Source organism: Pseudoalteromonas sp. BSi20429 (assembly GCF_000238895.1).
Taxonomy (GTDB): Bacteria; Pseudomonadota; Gammaproteobacteria; order Enterobacterales; family Alteromonadaceae; genus Pseudoalteromonas; species Pseudoalteromonas arctica.
On sequence record NZ_BADV01000016.1, the window covers coordinates 1 to 18,465 of the forward strand.

15 protein-coding genes and 5 tRNA genes are annotated in these 18,465 nt (G+C 39.3%); 15 read left to right on the forward strand and 5 right to left on the reverse strand.

Features of this window, described 5'->3' with window-relative positions; genetic code table 11:
* The first annotated feature begins 167 nt into the window (after nt 1-167).
* Together P20429_RS15965 and purF are read left to right on the forward strand one after the other, a co-directional pair.
* Nucleotides 168-662: a CvpA family protein gene (locus P20429_RS15965; RefSeq protein WP_007376853.1), complete on the forward strand. Its 495-nt coding sequence runs from the start codon at nt 168-170 to the stop codon at nt 660-662.
* An 18-nt stretch (nt 663-680) separates the two neighbouring features.
* Nucleotides 681-2,207, forward strand: a complete 1,527-nt coding sequence (purF, locus tag P20429_RS15960) for an amidophosphoribosyltransferase (protein ID WP_007580920.1) — start codon at nt 681-683, stop codon at nt 2,205-2,207.
* A 116-nt stretch (nt 2,208-2,323) separates the two neighbouring features.
* Here the strand turns inward: purF and P20429_RS15955 are convergent, their stop codons facing one another.
* Nucleotides 2,324-2,923, reverse strand: a complete 600-nt coding sequence (locus tag P20429_RS15955) for a Yip1 family protein (RefSeq protein WP_007580923.1) — start codon at nt 2,921-2,923, stop codon at nt 2,324-2,326.
* Between the two features lie 206 nt (nt 2,924-3,129).
* On the opposite strand from P20429_RS15955, the gene miaE reads away from it, so the two are divergent.
* Nucleotides 3,130-3,897, forward strand: a complete 768-nt coding sequence (gene miaE, locus P20429_RS15950; RefSeq protein WP_007580925.1) for a tRNA isopentenyl-2-thiomethyl-A-37 hydroxylase MiaE — start codon at nt 3,130-3,132, stop codon at nt 3,895-3,897.
* Here the strand turns inward: miaE and P20429_RS15945 are convergent.
* The 3 genes from P20429_RS15945 to P20429_RS15935 all read right to left on the reverse strand — a co-directional run bounded on the left by P20429_RS15945 (nt 3,894) and on the right by P20429_RS15935 (nt 6,050).
* Nucleotides 3,894-4,679, reverse strand: a complete 786-nt coding sequence (locus P20429_RS15945; protein WP_007580927.1) for a transporter substrate-binding domain-containing protein — start codon at nt 4,677-4,679, stop codon at nt 3,894-3,896. The two genes, miaE and P20429_RS15945, sit on opposite strands and share 4 nt — an antisense overlap.
* A gap of 54 nt (nt 4,680-4,733) precedes the next feature.
* Nucleotides 4,734-5,471 carry a UDP-2,3-diacylglucosamine diphosphatase gene (locus P20429_RS15940; RefSeq protein WP_007580929.1) on the reverse strand — a complete coding sequence of 246 codons (738 nt, stop codon included), beginning with the start codon at nt 5,469-5,471 and terminating at the stop codon, nt 4,734-4,736.
* A gap of 87 nt (nt 5,472-5,558) precedes the next feature.
* Nucleotides 5,559-6,050 (reverse strand): peptidylprolyl isomerase, encoded by a 492-nt coding sequence (locus P20429_RS15935; RefSeq protein ID WP_007580931.1) that lies wholly within the window; start codon nt 6,048-6,050, stop codon nt 5,559-5,561.
* Between the two features lie 155 nt (nt 6,051-6,205).
* Here P20429_RS15935 and cysS point away from each other — a divergent pair, with 155 nt between their 5' ends.
* Nucleotides 6,206-7,585 carry a cysteine--tRNA ligase gene (gene cysS, locus P20429_RS15930; RefSeq protein ID WP_007580933.1) on the forward strand — a complete coding sequence of 460 codons (1,380 nt, stop codon included), beginning with the start codon at nt 6,206-6,208 and terminating at the stop codon, nt 7,583-7,585.
* A gap of 72 nt (nt 7,586-7,657) precedes the next feature.
* Here cysS and folD read toward each other — a convergent pair whose 3' ends face one another.
* Nucleotides 7,658-8,512, reverse strand: coding sequence for a bifunctional methylenetetrahydrofolate dehydrogenase/methenyltetrahydrofolate cyclohydrolase FolD (gene folD, locus P20429_RS15925; RefSeq protein ID WP_002958348.1), 855 nt, complete (start codon nt 8,510-8,512; stop codon nt 7,658-7,660).
* Between the two features lie 352 nt (nt 8,513-8,864).
* Here folD and P20429_RS15920 point away from each other — a divergent pair.
* The 11 genes from P20429_RS15920 (at nt 8,865) to P20429_RS15870 (ending at nt 18,362) form a co-directional block, all read left to right on the forward strand.
* Nucleotides 8,865-8,941, forward strand: a tRNA-Pro gene (locus P20429_RS15920).
* 55 nt (nt 8,942-8,996) lie between these two features.
* Nucleotides 8,997-9,073 (forward strand) — tRNA-Arg (locus P20429_RS15915).
* Between the two features lie 23 nt (nt 9,074-9,096).
* Nucleotides 9,097-9,172 (forward strand) — tRNA-His (locus tag P20429_RS15910).
* Between the two features lie 14 nt (nt 9,173-9,186).
* Nucleotides 9,187-9,263 (forward strand) — tRNA-Pro (locus P20429_RS15905).
* A 70-nt stretch (nt 9,264-9,333) separates the two neighbouring features.
* Nucleotides 9,334-9,410 (forward strand) — tRNA-Pro (locus P20429_RS15900).
* Between the two features lie 378 nt (nt 9,411-9,788).
* The gene (gene tig / locus P20429_RS15895; RefSeq protein WP_007580935.1) at nt 9,789-11,093 is read left to right on the forward strand and encodes a trigger factor; all 1,305 of its coding nucleotides are present in this window, start codon (nt 9,789-9,791) and stop codon (nt 11,091-11,093) included.
* A 164-nt stretch (nt 11,094-11,257) separates the two neighbouring features.
* Entirely contained in the window at nt 11,258-11,875 is a 618-nt protein-coding gene (gene clpP, locus P20429_RS15890; RefSeq protein WP_007580937.1) for an ATP-dependent Clp endopeptidase proteolytic subunit ClpP, read from the forward strand.
* A gap of 135 nt (nt 11,876-12,010) precedes the next feature.
* Complete coding sequence (clpX, locus tag P20429_RS15885) at nt 12,011-13,294, forward strand: ATP-dependent protease ATP-binding subunit ClpX (RefSeq protein ID WP_002958344.1); 1,284 nt, start codon at nt 12,011-12,013, stop codon at nt 13,292-13,294.
* A gap of 151 nt (nt 13,295-13,445) precedes the next feature.
* Entirely contained in the window at nt 13,446-15,815 is a 2,370-nt protein-coding gene (gene lon / locus P20429_RS15880; protein ID WP_007580942.1) for an endopeptidase La, read from the forward strand.
* A gap of 183 nt (nt 15,816-15,998) precedes the next feature.
* A complete protein-coding gene (locus tag P20429_RS15875) occupies nt 15,999-16,289 on the forward strand; it encodes an HU family DNA-binding protein (RefSeq protein ID WP_157823336.1) in 291 nt (96 codons plus the stop codon).
* Between the two features lie 171 nt (nt 16,290-16,460).
* Nucleotides 16,461-18,362 carry a SurA N-terminal domain-containing protein gene (locus P20429_RS15870; protein WP_007580946.1) on the forward strand — a complete coding sequence of 634 codons (1,902 nt, stop codon included), beginning with the start codon at nt 16,461-16,463 and terminating at the stop codon, nt 18,360-18,362.
* The last annotated feature ends 103 nt before the right edge of the window (nt 18,363-18,465 follow it).

An 18,465-nucleotide genomic window follows, 5' to 3' on the forward strand; every position in this document is an offset into this window, starting at 1 on the left:
TTTTTATTTATTTATATTTGTTTTTATCATTATCTTTATCTCACAATACCCATTCTATAATGTTAATTTTTTGTATTGACTACAACCCAGTAATCTCCCGTTTAAACTTGCATACTAACGATGTTTGGGTATAGAATGCGCCCCAAATTAGCGACTAATTGGTTCTTATGATCTGGGTTGATTACGCCATTATTGGCATCATTGCATTGTCTACCATCATCGGTTTAATACGCGGCTTTGTAAAAGAAGCAATGTCATTAGCGGTATGGGCTGGCGCCTTTATCATCTCTAGCTTATTTTACCAATATTTAGCTTCCTTCCTAACAACCATTTCTGAACCCCTTTTAAGAAATGCTGCGGCCATAGCCATATTATTCTTTGCGACGCTACTGTTAGGCGGTTTACTAAACTACATTTTAGGTGAACTTGTACATCGTACTGGTTTATCGGGTACCGACCGTGTCTTTGGCATAGTGTTTGGTGCTCTACGAGGCGTGTTGGTCGTGAGCGCGTTACTCTTCTTTCTTGATGCTTTTACTGGTGCACCCAATACGCACTGGTGGGGCAATTCTATTTTGATTCCAGAATTTGGCTTTGTTGTTGAATGGTTCTTTTCGTACCTAGAAAACAACTCGAGCTTTTTAAATTCAGTAAACCGTTAATCGGCGAGGATAAATTACATGTGTGGTATCGTTGGAATAGTCGGAACATCCCCTGTTAATCAGGCGATTTATGATGGCTTAACTGTTTTGCAGCACCGTGGTCAAGATGCCGCGGGTATCATTACCATTGAGAATAATACGTTTAGCTTACGCAAAGCAAATGGCTTAGTGAAAGATGCCTTTCACACTCGTCATATGAAACGACTACAAGGTACAATTGGTCTTGGCCATGTGCGCTATCCTACAGCAGGATCTTCAAGCTCATCTGAAGCACAGCCTTTTTATGTTAACTCACCGTTTGGTATAGCACTTGCCCATAATGGCAACCTTACTAATGCAGAAGCTTTAAAAGAGCAGTTATTCTCAGAAGCACGTCGTCACGTTAATACAACATCAGACTCTGAAATTTTACTTAATATCATGGCACATGAATTAAGCAAATCTGATAAGTTGCATTTAGACCCTGAAGATATTTTTACTGCGGTAACCGAAGTAAACAATAAAGTAAGCGGTGGTTATGCAACTATTGCTATGATTATCGGCCACGGCATTGTTGCTTTTCGCGACCCTAATGGTATTCGCCCACTTGTATTTGGTAAACGCGAAACCGAAAAAGGTACTGAGTACATGTTTGCCTCAGAAAGCGTTGCGTTGAAACCGGACGGTTTTGAGTTTGTACGTGATGTAGCCCCTGGTGAAGCTATATATGTTACAGAAGAAGGTGAATTCCATTCACTTAGTTGTGCTGATAAGGCATCTTACTCGCCGTGTATTTTTGAATTTGTTTATTTTGCTCGACCTGACTCAACAATAGACCGTATGTCTGTGTACGCAACACGCGTAAACATGGGGACTAAACTAGGCGAAAAAATTGCACGTGAATGGGCTGACAAAGATATTGATGTAGTTATCCCAATCCCAGAAACTTCATGTGATGTAGCACTGGAAATCGCACGTGTACTTGATTTACCGTATCGCCAAGGTTTTGTTAAAAACCGTTATATTGGTCGTACATTTATCATGCCTGGCCAAGAGATGCGTAAAAAATCAGTGCGTCAAAAGCTAAACGCAATTGATCGCGAGTTTAAAGGTAAAAACGTATTATTGGTTGATGACTCAATTGTTCGTGGTACAACATCAGCACAAATTGTTGAAATGGCCCGAGAGTCTGGCGCTAAAAACGTTTACTTTGCATCAGCGGCACCTGAAATACGCTTCCCTAATGTGTACGGTATTGATATGCCTTCAGCCGCTGAGCTTATTGCTCACGGACGTGAAGTAGAAGATATTAATGCAAGTATTGGTTCTGACGGTTTAATCTTTCAATCGTTAAAAGATTTAATTGCTGCGGTTAGCCAAGAAAATCCTGAAATTACTAAGTTTGAAACTTCAGTATTTGATGGCCAATATATTACTGGCGATATTGATCAAAACTATTTAAATCGTATTGATAAGCTACGTAACGATTCAGCAAAAAGCACCCGAGAAAGTGCGATGTCTTCAGGTTTAGAAATACACAACCAAGACGAAAACGAAGCTGATTAATGATTAGTTAATAAAAAGTCGTTACACAAAAAAAAGGAGCTAATTAGCTCCTTTTTTGCGAAGGAAAGAAAGGGAACATTTCTATCAAACATGACTCTTTTTTTAGGTGAAATTTATTAAGTAAACATTGGGCTAACAATCCCATTAGTCCAAAGCATAGCTGTTACAGCTAAAATAATAACCAGTAATATTAATCCACACGTTACTACCGAGCTGGCGTAAATAAAGCCGCGCTCTTCTGGGATATGCATAAGTATTGGTACGCCGGTATAGAGTAAATAAACCGAGTAAGCCAGTGCAATAATTCCAATACACACTACAAACCAAAGTACAGGCCAAAAAGCGGCGAGTGCCGACATAAACACTGGTGTTGCAGTATATGCTGCAAGTTCAAGTGTTTGTGTAAATGTAGGTTTAGAGCCAAATGTAACCGCCATCCAATGGGCTAAATACGCCAATGCAAAAACACCCGCTATTAAAGCAAAATACATTGCACCTGCAATTAGCAGTGCACTATCGTGCGTTAAAAATACGGGATTGCCTGCACCTATACTCCATCCTAAATAAACAGATGAGTAGTAGCCCATTATTGAAGGAAATAAAGCAATCAGTAAAATATGCGACAAACTATAGGTTAAACTTTCATGGCGATTATCTATTGTTTGCCATTCTTCAAGTGGGTGAGCATAAATGCCCCAGAGGTGATTTAGTATCATAGTACTTACTCCATAAAAGGAACGTATTATTGTTTTGGTTGGTTTATTTTTATACAGTCTATGTACAGTTATGGTTCACTTATTTTGCAAAGTCAAGTTAACTCGTTATTAACATTTAGACGCAGATAAGGGCTTTGATTTATCCCAAGCAAAATTTCGTGTTAAAATAACGGTCTATCAAATTTATTTAGTAATGAGCAGTCAACGTGCCACATAGCCAACTTTTAGAGCCGATTAATAACTTTTTATTGTGTACCACCCCAGAGCAATGGGTGGAGCAAGCAATTAAAAAAGAAAACTTATCAGTCATTTTAATAGATCACTTAATTTGTGAATTAAAAGCAGCTCAAAGTGCGATGTTTTTAATACGTAAATACGCTGTAGATAAAGAGGGTAGTGATGCATTACTCGAGTGGCTAAAGCCATTTGAAACGCTTATTTACAAACGAGAAGGGAATTGGCGCGATCTGGCTGCTAAAAATAAGCTCACTAAATCAATAATTCCTAAATCGAGTTCTCCATACGGGCAAGGTCTAATCGATAAAATGGTTTTGCTGATAAAAGAAGAGCTGCATCACTTTTATCAAGTGCTCGAAATTATGGACGAGTACGGTGTTGAGTATCGAAGTATTACACCATGTCGTTACGCAAAAGGCATGCTCCGTCATGTTAAAACGTTCGAGCCCGATGCATTAGTCGATAAGCTAATAGTAGGCGCTTATATTGAGGCGCGTTCGTGTGAGCGTTTTGCAAAGCTTGCACCGCATGTTGACAAACGTTTAGGTGATTTTTATATTTCGTTGTTACGTTCAGAAGCGCGTCATTACCAAGATTATTTAACTTTAGCGCAAGAAATTGCTGATTTTGATATTACCGAACGCGTAAACTTTTTTGGTGAAAAAGAAAAAGAGCTAATTTCTACAACCGATACTGATTTTAAATTTCACAGCGGTGTTCCAATAGCGCAAAGCTAATTTTCTTTTAAGAAATTAATATACTCTGCTATTTTCTGATTGCTGAAATTATGTTTTTTCATAATTTTAGCAATGCATCCATTTTTAGTTATTATATCAATTCCTCTATTAAATTTTTGTAAGTATTCTTTGGCTCTATAATTTGATTTAGAGACAACTAAATATAGTTTATGAGAAGCAAGATCTGGCGATAAGTACTCAATATTATTATCATCTGAATCTTCGGTTTTAGTGTGTTCAAGCCAATAATTTCCAACCTCTTTAGTACCCGCGACTAAATCAATACGCCCTTGTTGTAGTAAATATAAGCTTGTAGGAAGGCTTTTAGTGGACGTTATTGCCAGCTCCCTATTTCTAGCAAACTCTTGGCTTACAACGGCATTGTCTTCTGTGCCAATACTATAAGGTGTTAATGATTGAACTGTACCATCGAAATTAATAACACTCTCTTTTCGTTTGAAAACTCCTGAGTGAGCAACTGCAAGTGGACGAGAGTAGTAAAAAACTTCATTTCTTTTTAATGAATAAAAAGCACCTAAAATAGCGGTTTTTCTGTTTTTTTCTAATAGCTTTAGGGCGCGGTCCCAGGTCGTAAACTCGGCTTCGCTATTAATACCTTGCGTTTTAAGAGCTGATTCGGCTATTTCATATAGCCAGCCATTACTAGGTAGGTTTTCGCTAAAATAGGGAGGGTAGTTTTCTGTAACAATTTGCCATGTTTGCTTGCTAAATACTTGTGTAGGAATGGCAATTACTACGATGAAAATTAACAGCTTAATCATTCAACCTCTCACTATTATTCATATATATAGATAAATAATAGTCAGAATTTTAAATTATGCGAAAGGCGTGCTAATTAATTCTTGTGATTGAGGGGTAACGACTAAATAAGAGCCTTGGGTATACCAGTCACCTAGCACTGTGCGAGTAAGTGTTTGTTCATTAACTTTATACGTATGAACATTAGGGCGATGAGTATGACCATGAATCATATTCGTAACGTTATGTTTGGCAAAGGTAGCAAGTACAGCCTCATCGACAACGTCTAAAATTTCGATAGGTTTATCAGCTTGGCTTAACTTACTTTTTTCGCGGGCATTACGCGCTATTTTTTTACGATACCAAAGCGGCATTGCAAGCATCAATTTTGGCCACCACCAACCACGGCTCTTTTTACGAAAGTTTTGATATTCAGTGTCTTGAGTGCACATTTCGTCGCCATGTAAAATAACGGTAGGCGTGCCATATAAATCAATGACTGTTTGTTCATCGAGTAATGTCATTGCGGCCATGTCGGCATATTGCTTGCGCATAATGAAATCACGATTGCCATGTATAAAATAAACAGGTGTGCCACCATCATTAACGGCGCTTAAATGTTTTGCTACATCGGCACTCAGTGCAGTAATGTAGTCATCTCCAACCCATACTTCAAAAAAATCACCCAAAATATAAAGTGCATCTACATCTTTATTTAATATATGTGTATTTAAAAAGTCAAAAAATGCAGCGCTAATGTCGGGGCGGTTTTCGCTTAGGTGTAAATCTGCAATAAAGTAAGTTTGGCGAGTCATAGGTCAGTCTATTCTAGTTTTAAAAAAACGGGCATATACTAATAGTATACACCCGCTTATATACTCACATAATATGAGTAAACGTTATTAGTTAACAGTAACGCTTTCGATAATCACATCTTCAAGAGGTACGTCTTGGTGAAAACCAGTACTACCTGTTGCAACTGCTTTAATCTTATTTACTACGTCCATGCCTTCTACTACTTCAGCAAAAACACAATAACCCCAACCTTGCGACGTTTCGCTGCTGTGGTTTAAAAAGTCGTTGTTGTTCACGTTAATAAAAAACTGTGCTGTAGCTGAATGAGGATCAGGTGTACGTGCCATAGCTAAAGTGCCTACTTTATTAGACAGGCCATTATTAGCTTCATTCTGAATTGGGTCGTTTACTTCTTTTTGTTCCATACCTGGAACAAAACCACCGCCTTGAACCATAAAACCATCGATTACGCGATGAAAGATAGTGCCGTTGAAAAAATCAGCATTTGCATACTCTAAAAAGTTTTTAACTGTGTTTGGAGCTTCTTGCTCAAACATTTTAATGGTGATGTCACCAAAATTAGTGTGTAGAACAACCATGTGTTTTCCTATATCCGGTTTAAATATTGGCGCTATTTTATCGTAGTTGGCTAAGATTAACAAAGTAGATGTTTGGTTTGTTATAAAGCGCTAGAGCAGGGGCTTTTCAAGTGGTAACATAACTGTTCAAGTAAATAGTCAAGGACTCAAAGTAAATGGTAAATATATACAACACACTCACGCGACAAAAAGAGCAATTTAAACCTATGGTCGAAGGAAAAATCGACATGTATGTGTGTGGTATCACCATTTATGATTACTGCCATATTGGACACGCTCGTACTTTTGTAGGTTTTGACGTTATTGTGCGCTACTTACGCCATATTGGTTACGATTTGAAATATGTACGTAACATTACAGATATCGACGATAAAATAATTAAACGTGCAAACGAAAATGGTGAGTCAATAAACGACTTAACTGTGCGCATGACTAAAGCGATGCATGAAGATTTTGATAGCCTAAATATGTTACGCCCAGATATTGAACCAACAGTTACAAGCCATATGGATGAAATTATCGTTATGGTTAAGCGCTTGATTGAAAAAGGCCATGCTTATGTTGCAGCTGATGGCGATGTATTATTTGATGTATCAACGTTTGAGCAATACGGTGCACTTTCTCAGCAAGATTTGACTATGTTGCAATCAGGCTCTCGCGTTGAAGTAGCGCAAGATAAAGACGATCCACTTGATTTTGTGTTATGGAAAAAAGCAAAAGCAGGTGAACCATCATGGTCATCACCTTGGGGTGAAGGGCGTCCGGGTTGGCATATTGAATGTTCGGCAATGAGCTCAAAGCACTTAGGTGAGCATTTTGATATTCACGGTGGGGGGTCTGATTTACAGTTTCCACATCATGAAAACGAAATTGCCCAATCGTGCTGTGCAAACAACGGCAAGTATGTAAATACATGGATACATACTGGCATGGTTCAAGTAAACAAAGAAAAAATGTCTAAGTCGTTAGATAACTTCTTTACAGTGCGTGAAGTTTTAAAAGCATACGATCCTGAATCTGTTCGTTACTTTTTAATTTCAGGTCATTACCGCAGCCAACTAAATTACTCACAAGAAAATTTAGACCAAGCGCGTTCATCACTTGAGCGCATTTATACAGCGCTTCGTGATGTCGAACCGGTAGAGTGCGATTTAGAAGGTAATGAGTTTGTTGCTAAATTTAGAAAAGCAATGAATGACGACTTTAATACACCAGAAGCACTACCTGTGTTGTTCGAACTTGCTAAAGAATTAAACCGCGTAAAAGAAAGTGACGCAGTTCAAGCTGGGCAACTTGCGTTTATATTACGCAGTATTGGTAACGTTTTAGGTGTTGCTCAACAAGCACCGGAAGCCTTTTTACAAGGCGGGCAAGATGACGACGAAGTTGCGACAATTGAAGCATTAATTGTAAAACGTAATGAAGCACGTGCGAGTAAAAACTGGGCTGCTGCTGATGAAGCACGTGATGCGCTTAATGCGTTAGGTGTAATACTTGAAGATTCAGCCGGTAAAACAACGTGGCGTAAAGCGTAAGCGTTTAAAGTAATTCACGTTCAACTAAAAAAGGGTTGCCAAATGGCAACCCTTTTTTGATTTTTTAACAGCTTAGCTGTGATATTTCTCACACGCTTCAAGTGTGTTTTCAATTAAGCTCGCGACCGTCATCGGGCCAACGCCACCTGGTACAGGTGTAATAAAATGCGCTTTTTGTTCAGCCACACTGTATTGAACATCACCAACTAATTTACCCGTGTCTAAACGGTTAATGCCTACATCGATGACTATAGCGCCTTCTTTTATCCAATCTCCAGGTATAAATTCAGGTTTACCTACAGCCACAACTAATAAGTCAGCGCGGCGAACATGCGTTTCTAAGTCTTGAGTAAACTTATGGCATACTGTGGTAGTACAACCCGCTAATAAAAGCTCTAGCGACATTGGACGACCAACAATATTTGACGCGCCAACGACAACTGCATGCATCCCTTTATAACGTACACCCGTTGAATCAAGTAATGTAATAATACCTTTAGGGGTACATGGGCGAAGGGCAGGCATACGCTGTGCTAATCGACCAATGTTATATGGATGAAATCCATCAACATCTTTATGTGGGGTAATGCGTTCTAAAATCTTTTCAGCATCAAGACCTTTTGGCAGTGGTAACTGCACTAAAATTCCATCAACTTCGGCATCATTATTTAGCTCGTCAATTAAATCTAAAAGAGTTTGCTCTTGCGTGTCTGCTGGTAAATCAAATGATTTGGAGATAAAACCTACTTCTTCACAGGCTTTACGTTTTGAACCAACATAAACTTGGCTTGCTGGATCAAGTCCTACAAGTACTACTGCAAGTCCTGGTGCACGTAAACCATTTGCTACACGTTCACTTACGCGTTCTGCTACAGCGCTACGTACTTGTTTTGCGATTGCCTTACCATCAATGATGTTTGCCGTCATGGGTGACCTTTAATTGGGGTTAATTAACTAGATACCGATACTCTAAAAACGAATGCATAATAAAATAGGGGTAAAAATGCTAATAAAGAAAACATACTCTTTATTTAACTCGTTTTATAATGTGCCTACTATTTTCGCAGAAAAGCATAGCAGCGCCAAGTTGCTTTTAATGTATATAACATTTGAGTTATTAAATAGTTTAAATTTCAGCCTACTATTGTAATATTTAACCATTGTGCACTAAAAATGAGCACTTGATTGGTTTTATTAAAAAAACGTTTGACCTAACCCCGTCAAATCACTATTATGCACCCCGTTGTCAACGAGGTCACTCGCTAACAATAATAAGTTTCGGCGATTAGCGCAGTTTGGTAGCGCACTTGGTTTGGGTCCAAGGGGTCGCAGGTTCAAATCCTGCATCGCCGACCATTTTTATAATTTATTATAATCGAATAGCTTATTGGTAAACTATGAAGTTTTCGATGCGCCCATAGCTCAGCTGGATAGAGCAACGCCCTTCTAAGGCGTGGGTCGAAGGTTCGAATCCTTCTGGGTGCACCATTTGAAAACATGTAAATATAGCGGTGATTGTAGCTCAGTTGGTAGAGCCCCGGATTGTGATTCCGGTTGTCGTGGGTTCGAGCCCCATCAGTCACCCCATTTACAACGAATATCGGCGATTAGCGCAGTTTGGTAGCGCACTTGGTTTGGGTCCAAGGGGTCGCAGGTTCAAATCCTGCATCGCCGACCATTTTCTTAAAATGGTCTTAAACTCTCAGTTTAAGTGTTCAGTATGAAAAAAGAAGTTAACTCTTCAATGTCGGCGATTAGCGCAGTTTGGTAGCGCACTTGGTTTGGGTCCAAGGGGTCGCAGGTTCAAATCCTGCATCGCCGACCATTTTCTTATCTAATAAGAATAATAAGTAAATTCCTCTAAGTTATAAATCTAAATCTGTTAGCCTATAATTCTATTAAATAATTTCTACTTTAATCCATTCAATGCATAGTTAGCCTGTTTTTTATTCAGTTAGTCTCTATAGTCCCTTATCTAGTCCAAATAATTGCCCCCTATACTCGACTATCATAAATATTAGGTTATAATGCCGCGTCTATTGTTTAACATAGTGCCCGAAGGGCAAAGCAGCAATGGTATCTCATGGTAGCGACGGATGCTTTTAAGTGTGAAAAACCGCTTAAACTTTATCAAGACTCATGCAGATCACTTTGTTTGTAAAGGAAGGCGAACAGTCGCCAAAATTGAATATTGAGGTAAATCATGCAAGTTTCTGTTGAGACGACCCAAGGCCTTGAGCGCCGTATAACTATCACCGTTCCTTCAGAGAACGTTGAGACCGAAGTAAAAAAACGCCTACAACAACTGTCAAAAACACAGCGTATAGATGGTTTCCGTGCTGGTAAAGTTCCAGTATCTGTAATTAACAAGCGTTTTGGCCCTGCAGTTCGTCAAGAAGTTGCTGGCGAAGTAATGCAACGTAATTACATTGAAGCAATCGTTTCTGAAAAAATCAATCCAGCTGGCGCGCCTACATTCGCACCTAAATCACTTGAAGCAGGTAAAGATTTAGAATTCTCAGCAACGTTTGAAGTTTACCCTGAAGTTGAAGTTCAAGGTTTAGATAAAATTACTGTTGAGAAACCAGCGGTAACAGTGACTGACGAAGATTTAGCTAACATGCTAGAAACACTTCGTAAGCAACACGCAGCTTGGGCTGATGTTGATGCAGCTGCTGGCGAAAACGACCGTGTAACAGTTGATTTCGTAGGTACTATCGACGGTGAAGTATTTGAAGGCGGCAAAGCTGAAGACTTCCCATTAGAACTCGGCCAAGGTCGTATGATCCCAGGTTTTGAAGATAACATCGTAGGTAAAAAAGCAGGCGAAGAAGTAGTTGCTGATGTAACTTTCCCTGATGATTACCACGCTGAAAACTTAAAAGGTAAAGCGGCTCAATTCACTATCACAGTGAAAAAAGTTGAAGCGCAAGAATTACCAGAATTAAGCGAAGAGTTTGCAACTAAATTCGGTGTTACCGAAGGCGGCGTAGACGCGCTTAAAGAAGAAGTTAAAAAGAACATGACACGTGAGCTAGACCAAGCGGTTAAAGCAAGCGTTAAAGACCAAGCAATCAAAGGTCTTTTAGCTAACAACGAAATCGAAGTGCCTAAAGCACTTGTTGATCAAGAAGTTGATGCTCTACGTCAGCAAGCAGCTCAACGTTTTGGCGGCGACGCTCAAAACATGCCAGAGCTTCCAGCTGAATTGTTCCACGAGCAAGCTGTAACGCGTGTTAAAACTGGCCTTTTATTAGGTGAAGTGATTAAAGCTAACGAGATTAAAGTTGATGACGCTAAAGTTGAAGCATTAATCGCAACGGTAGCTTCTGCATACGAAGATCCAACTGAAGTAGTAGAATACTACAAAGGTAATGATCAACTTATGCAGCAAATGCGTAATGTAGCAATGGAAGAGCAAGCTGTTGAAGCTATTTTAGCTAAAGCAGTTGTTACTGATGTTGAAAAAGCATTTGATGACATCATGAATCCACAGCAAGGTGCTTAATAAGTCATTGACTTAAGCTCTCGCTAACGATTAAATGGCTCGTGCTACTCTGTTTATACAGCGTGCCCGGGCCATTTTAGTTTTTGGCTCTAAATTTGCGAAAAACGATAACTATGCTTCCTTATAATAAGGATAAGTATAAGCGCATAAGGAATTAAATAAGTATGAATACTGGTATTACAGATCCCCTAAATGCATTGGTCCCAATGGTTGTTGAACAAACACCGAAAGGCGAGCGCTCGTATGATATTTATTCGAGATTATTAAAAGAGCGTATTATCTTTTTAACAGGTCAAGTTGAAGACAACATGGCAAATCTGATTTTAGCGCAAATGCTATTTTTAGAATCAGAAAATCCTGATAAAGATATCTTTTTATACATCAACTCACCAGGTGGTTCAGTAACTGCGGGTATGGCTATTTACGACACAATGAACTTCATCAAACCAGATGTAAGTACAATATGTGTAGGTCAAGCTGCAAGCATGGGTGCTTTTTTACTTACTGCTGGCGCTAAAGGTAAGCGTTTTTGCCTACCAAACTCACGTGTGATGATTCACCAACCATTAGGTGGTTTCCAAGGTCAAGCATCTGACTTTGAAATACATGCTAAAGAAATTCTGTCTATTAAAGATAAGCTTAACCGCTTAATGGCTGAGCATACAGGCCAACCATTAGATATTATCTCTAAAGACACAGATCGTGATAACTTTATGAGTGCCACGCAAGCTGTAGATTACGGCTTGGTAGACTCTGTGTTTACAAATCGCGACAAAAAGTAAGCGCTTGGCGAGCAGGATTGCCTGTTTGCCACTTTGAGTTACTATGCGAAAACCAATAAATTTTGGTATAGTTAAAGCGTATTGAAATAGCCGCCAACAGTTTTGGTGGCCAACGTAATAAAATGAGGTAGCTGAATGTCTGACACTCCTACAGACGGCGACAAAAGTAATAAATTGTTATACTGCTCTTTTTGTGGCAAAAGCCAACATGAAGTGCGTAAATTAATTGCAGGCCCTTCAGTATACGTTTGTGATGAATGTGTAGAGTTGTGTAACGATATTATCAGGGAAGAGATCAAAGACATTGCTCCTAAGCATGATACGTCTGACAAACTACCTGTACCAAAAGAAATTCGTAAACACTTAGACGATTATGTTATTGGTCAAGATCATGCTAAAAAAGTATTGTCTGTTGCCGTTTATAACCATTATAAACGCCTACGTAACCAATCGACTAAGCAAGACATTGAATTAAGTAAAAGTAATATTTTGCTTATCGGCCCAACAGGTAGTGGTAAAACATTACTTGCAGAAACATTAGCGCGTCTACTTGATGTGCCGTTTACTATGGCCGATGCCACTACATTAACCGAAGCAGGTTATGTAGGTGAAGATGTTGAAAACATCATTCAAAAGCTTTTACAAAAGTGCGATTACGATGTTGAAAAAGCACAGCGCGGTATTGTCTACATTGATGAAATTGACAAAATTTCTCGTAAATCAGATAACCCGTCAATTACACGTGATGTATCGGGTGAGGGCGTTCAACAGGCGCTACTTAAACTGATTGAAGGCACCGTTGCTTCTGTTCCACCGCAAGGTGGTCGTAAACATCCACAACAAGAGTTTTTACAAGTAGATACATCTAAAATCTTGTTTATTTGTGGTGGTGCATTTTCAGGCCTAGATAAAGTAATTGAGCAACGTAGCCATAAAAATACCGGTATCGGTTTTGGCGTTAGCGTAAAAGAATCTGCGGCGAGTCGTTCTTTAAGTGAAACATTTAAAGACGTAGAACCAGAAGATTTAGTTAAATACGGCTTAATTCCTGAGTTTATAGGTCGTTTGCCAGTAGTTGCTACGTTAACAGAACTTGACGAAGCTGCTCTTGTGCAAATATTGAGTGAACCTAAAAACGCGATTACTAAACAGTTCTCAGTATTGTTTGGTATGGAAGACGTTGAACTTGAGTTTCGCGATGATGCCTTAGCTGCAATTGCCCACAAAGCAATGGAGCGTAAAACAGGTGCACGTGGTCTTCGTTCAATCGTTGAAGGTGTGTTACTTGATACTATGTACGAACTTCCTTCAATGGATGACGTAAGCAAAGTGGTTATTGATGAAACCGTTATTAAAGGTGAGTCAGACCCAATCTTGATTTATGAAAATAATAAACAAGATAAAGCTGCATCAGAATAGTTTTTAAGCTATTTGAATGAAAAAAGGAGCCTTAGGCTCCTTTTTTTATAATTAATTTAATCGAGTATGGGAAAATTGTTGAACTTTAATTAGGTTATCCCCATATACTTGAGTAATCTTTAAAATAAATGAAGTGCGAAGAGAAACTATAATGACGCTTGAGAGAACCGACCGAGTCGAAATCCCAGTCCTTGCACTGCGCGATGTTGTGGTATACCCGCACATGGTGATCCCGCTTTTTGTTGGCCGTGAAAAATCAATAAAATGCCTAGAAGCGGCAATGGACAAAGACAAACAAATTTTCTTGGTTGCACAAAAAGATGCAACTGTAGATGAACCAGAGCAAGATGATATTTATCGTATCGGTACTATTGCCACTGTACTTCAGTTATTAAAATTACCAGACGGTACAGTTAAAGTTTTAGTTGAAGGTACACAGCGCGCACAAATTGAAGAATTTGTAGATAACGATGACTTTTTTGTTGCTAATGCTCAATTTATTGAATCTGATTTGGTAGACGAGAAAGAACAAGATATTTTTATTCGTAGCGCAATTAGCCAGTTTGAAGGCTATGTAAAGCTAAACAAAAAAATTCCACCTGAAGTACTAACTTCAGTTTCAGGTATTGATGAGCCAGCACGCCTTGCCGATACAATGGCAGCCCATATGCCGCTTAAAGTACCTGAAAAGCAAAAAGTGCTAGAAATTTCAAGCGTTACAGAACGTCTTGAATATTTAATGGCATTAATGGAAGGCGAAATAGACTTACTGCAAGTTGAGAAGAAAATTCGTACCCGCGTTAAAAAGCAGATGGAAAAGTCTCAGCGCGAGTATTACCTCAATGAGCAAATGAAAGCCATTCAAAAAGAGCTGGGTGAGCTTGACGATGTACCTGACGAATTTGAAGCACTTAAAAAACGCATCGAAGAATCGGGTATGCCAGCAGAGGCACAAGACAAAGCGACGACAGAGCTTAATAAGCTTAAGATGATGTCGCCAATGTCTGCAGAAGCGACTGTAGTGCGTTCATACATTGACACATTAATTAATGTGCCATGGAAAAAACGCTCTAAAGTGAAAAAAGACTTAGCGGGCGCGCAAAAAATTCTTGATAGCGATCACCACGGCTTAGATAAAGTAAAAGAACGCATTATTGAGTATCTCGCAGTACAACAGCGTACTAATAAGCTTAAAGGGCCAATTTTATGTTTAGTTGGGCCACCAGGTGTTGGTAAAACATCACTTGGTCAATCTATTGCGCGTTCAACTGGTCGTAAGTATGTTCGTATGGCGCTTGGCGGCGTACGTGATGAAGCTGAGATCCGTGGTCATCGTCGTACATACATTGGTTCAATGCCAGGTAAGCTAATTCAAAACATGACAAAAGTGGGCGTTAAAAATCCATTATTTTTGTTAGATGAAATCGATAAAATGTCATCAGACATGCGTGGCGACCCAGCATCAGCACTATTAGAAGTGCTTGATCCTGAGCAAAATAGCCACTTTGCCGATCATTACCTTGAAGTAGATTACGATTTATCTGATGTCATGTTTGTCGCAACATCAAACAGCTTTAACATTCCGGGCCCATTACTGGACCGTATGGAAGTTATTCGCTTATCGGGTTACACCGAAGATGAAAAGCTAAACATTGCAAAAGAGCACTTAATTACTAAACAAGTAAAACGTAACGGCTTAAAAGAGTCTGAAATAGTTATCGAAGATAGTGCAATTATTGGCATTATTCGTTACTACACACGTGAAGCGGGTGTACGTAACCTAGAGCGCGAAATTTCAAAACTATGCCGTAAAGCAGTTAAAAATATCTTACTTGAAAAAGACACTAAAACAGTGACTATCAATCAAGATAACCTAGAAGACTTTTTAGGTGTGCAACGCTTTGATTATGGTAAAGCTGAAGATGGCGACCGTATTGGTCAAGTTACAGGTTTAGCATGGACAGAAGTTGGCGGTGATTTGCTAACAATCGAATGTGCGGCTGTACCAGGTAAAGGTAAACTTACTTATACCGGTTCACTGGGCGATGTGATGCAAGAGTCGATTCAAGCGGCAATGACGGTAGTACGTAATCGCGCAGATACATTTCGTATTAATAGCGACTTTTACGAAAAACGTGATATTCACGTACACGTACCTGAGGGCGCAACACCAAAAGATGGTCCTAGTGCGGGCGCAGCAATGGTAACAGGTCTTGTATCTAGCTTAACGGGTAACCCTGTACGAGCAGATGTTGCAATGACCGGTGAAATTACGCTACGTGGTGAAGTACTTCCTATTGGTGGCTTAAAAGAGAAATTATTGGCGGCGCATCGTGGTGGAATTAAAACAGTAATCATTCCAAAAATTAACGAACGTGACTTAAAAGAAATTCCAGAGAACGTGCTGGCAGGTCTTGATATTCACCCAGTTACTTGGATTGACGAGGTGTTAAAGCTTGCTTTAGTGCATCCTGTTGAGAGTTTTTCGGTCGAAACACCTAAAAACCAAGAAAAAAGCTAAAAAAAGTGCTTTTTAGGGCTTTTCAAATCTAAACGGTATGATAAGTTAAGCACTGGTTTTCAAGCCTAGCCCTTATGGGGCGTAGGCTTAAGAAAAATATAATCATGTGAGCATTAAAATTTTGCTCTACAATTTTCAAAAAAGTGATGTTAGTTTAAAAAACCATCGCTCTTGATAATAACAATGAAAGAGGATGATATTGTGAATAAATCTCAATTAATCGATCAAATCGCAGCTGATGCTGACATTTCTAAAGCGGCTGCAGGTCGTGCACTAGATTCATTCATCGAATCTGTATCTGGCGCGCTAAAAGAAGGCGACTCAGTTGCACTTGTTGGTTTTGGTACTTTCTCAGTACGTGACCGTGCTGCACGTTCAGGCCGTAACCCGCAAACTGGTGAAACAATCCAAATTGCTGCTGCAACTATTCCTGCTTTTAAAGCCGGTAAAGCGCTTAAAGACGCAGTAAACTAATCACTGTTTTAAACACATTAGTTATGGCGAGTGTAAAGTTACTGATTCACCACAACAGATGAATTAAGTAACTTTACCGCTAGTTACTTCAAGTGAAAAAGCGTATCTGGTAAGATACGCTTTTTTTACATGTGACAAGGTAAAATACCTTGATCAAAAAGAGATAAACAAATGCTTGAGAAAATCAGAGAAGGTTCGCAAGGACCTGTAGCCAAAATAATTTTAGGCGCGGTGATTTTATCTTTTGCCTTAGCAGGGATCGGTAGTTACTTAGGTCAAACCACAGAACAACCCGTTGCTGAAGTAAATGGAATTAAAATTAGTCAAACCGATTTTAACCGTGCTTACCAAAATGAACGTAGCCGTTTAGAGCAACAATTTGGTGAATACTTTACACAAATTGCCGCTGATCCAAATTACATGGCGCAAATTCGCCAAGGTGTAGTTGACCGCTTAGTACAACAAGAATTGCAATCACAGCTAGCGGCTGATTTAGGCCTTCGCGTAAGCGACGAAAGTGTACGTAAAACAATTTTAGAGCTACCGTACTTTCAAATTGGTGAAAAGTTTAATAACGATCGTTACTTACAAGTAATTCGTCAAATGAACTTTCAACCAGATGCTTTTCGTGAATACTTACGTAAAGATATGACACGTAGTCAGGTTGTATCAGCTGTTGCAGGTACAGACTTTGCCCTAGAGAGCGAGCTCAAAAGCGCAATTGCTCTACAGCAGCAAACTCGTAGTATTGACTACTTAGTCATTAATAAAGAAGCGCTTGCCGCGGACGTAGAGGTATCAGAGCAAGAAGTGTCTGACTACTACGAGCTAAACGCATCACAATTTTTATCTCCAGAGCTTATTTCAGTAAGTTATATTGAGCTTAAAGCAGCAGATATTAATGTTGAATCGGTAACCGAGGATGACGTTAAAGCGTATTACGAGCAAAACAAAGCGCAGTACATAGAACCTGAAAAACGTCGCGTATCACATATCTTAATTGATAACAGTGAAGACGATGATGCAGCAAAAGAAAAAGCCAATGCACTTCATGCACAACTAGAGCAAGGTGCAGACTTTGCTGAGTTAGCAGAATCATCATCTGACGATATCGTTAGTGGCGAAATGGGCGGCGACCTTGAATGGATTGAACGTGACGTAATGGACCCTGCATTTGAAGATGCGACTTTCGCACTGCAAAACAAAGGTGACATTTCTGAGGTTGTTGCTTCTGAGTTTGGTTATCACATAATTAAACTTACAGACATTCAACCACAACAAGTTAAAGCGTATGACGATGTTAAAGCTGACTTACGTGCTGAATTAGAACAAGCTGAAAAAGTAGATGCATTTTACGAAAAGCAAACAGAAATGGGCGCACTTGCATTTGAAATTTCAGACCGCTTAGACGACGCTGCAGAAGTTGCTGAAGTTGAAGTTAAATCTACACCTCTTTTAGCACTTAATGCTCTACCAGAGCCTTTAAACAGTCCTGCAGTTGTAACAGCACTAACATCAGTTGATTTACTTGAAGATAAAGTAAACTCTGAAGTTATTGAGCTTGGTGAGGAGCATGCAATTATTGTTCGTATTAACGAGCATAAACCTGCTGCTACTAAACCGCTAGATGAAGTAAGCGAGCAAATTAAAGCGCGTTTAGTTAATGAAAAATCATCGGAGCTTGCTAAAGAAAAAGCGCGTAGCTTATTTGCAGAAGTACAAGCAGGTAAGAGCTTAAATGATGTAGCAAACGAGCAAAGCTTGACGGTTCGTCAAGAAGCGCAATTAACACGTCAAAGCTACACTGTTTCACCTGCTATTGTGACTCAAGCATTTAAAATGGCTCATCCAGCAGATTCTGCGGTAGTTGAGCTTGTTAATTTAAATAATGGTGATGCAGCAATTGTTGCGCTTAAGTCGGTAACAGATGCACAAGTTGCAGCTAATATTGACCCTCAAGCAAAACAAAGCATTACTATGGCGCAAGCTAATAAAAACTACATGGTATTTATTGAAGCGCTTAAAGCAAATGCTGAACTTAACTTACCAACGGCTACACAAACTGTTGAATAATTAATTTTAGCTCATAAAGAAAGGCGCTTTTAAAGCGCCTTTTTTATTGTCTTAAATAAAGTTGGTATATTACCAATTCGCTTAATTAAGTATTATTGCGGAT

Coding starts and splice junctions, on each gene's coding strand:
- P20429_RS15940 (WP_007580929.1), bottom strand. CDS start 5,471: ATGACTCGCCAAACTTACTTTATTGCAGATTTACACCTAAGCGAAAAC.
- P20429_RS15870 (WP_007580946.1), top strand. CDS start 16,461: ATGCTTGAGAAAATCAGAGAAGGTTCGCAAGGACCTGTAGCCAAAATA.
- P20429_RS15955 (WP_007580923.1), bottom strand. CDS start 2,923: ATGATACTAAATCACCTCTGGGGCATTTATGCTCACCCACTTGAAGAA.
- P20429_RS15965 (WP_007376853.1), top strand. CDS start 168: ATGATCTGGGTTGATTACGCCATTATTGGCATCATTGCATTGTCTACC.
- P20429_RS15935 (WP_007580931.1), bottom strand. CDS start 6,050: ATGGTTGTTCTACACACTAATTTTGGTGACATCACCATTAAAATGTTT.
- clpX (WP_002958344.1), top strand. CDS start 12,011: ATGTCTGACACTCCTACAGACGGCGACAAAAGTAATAAATTGTTATAC.
- tig (WP_007580935.1), top strand. CDS start 9,789: ATGCAAGTTTCTGTTGAGACGACCCAAGGCCTTGAGCGCCGTATAACT.
- P20429_RS15875 (WP_157823336.1), top strand. CDS start 15,999: ATGAAAGAGGATGATATTGTGAATAAATCTCAATTAATCGATCAAATC.
- purF (WP_007580920.1), top strand. CDS start 681: ATGTGTGGTATCGTTGGAATAGTCGGAACATCCCCTGTTAATCAGGCG.
- cysS (WP_007580933.1), top strand. CDS start 6,206: ATGGTAAATATATACAACACACTCACGCGACAAAAAGAGCAATTTAAA.
- clpP (WP_007580937.1), top strand. CDS start 11,258: ATGAATACTGGTATTACAGATCCCCTAAATGCATTGGTCCCAATGGTT.
- folD (WP_002958348.1), bottom strand. CDS start 8,512: ATGACGGCAAACATCATTGATGGTAAGGCAATCGCAAAACAAGTACGT.
- P20429_RS15945 (WP_007580927.1), bottom strand. CDS start 4,679: ATGATTAAGCTGTTAATTTTCATCGTAGTAATTGCCATTCCTACACAA.
- lon (WP_007580942.1), top strand. CDS start 13,446: ATGACGCTTGAGAGAACCGACCGAGTCGAAATCCCAGTCCTTGCACTG.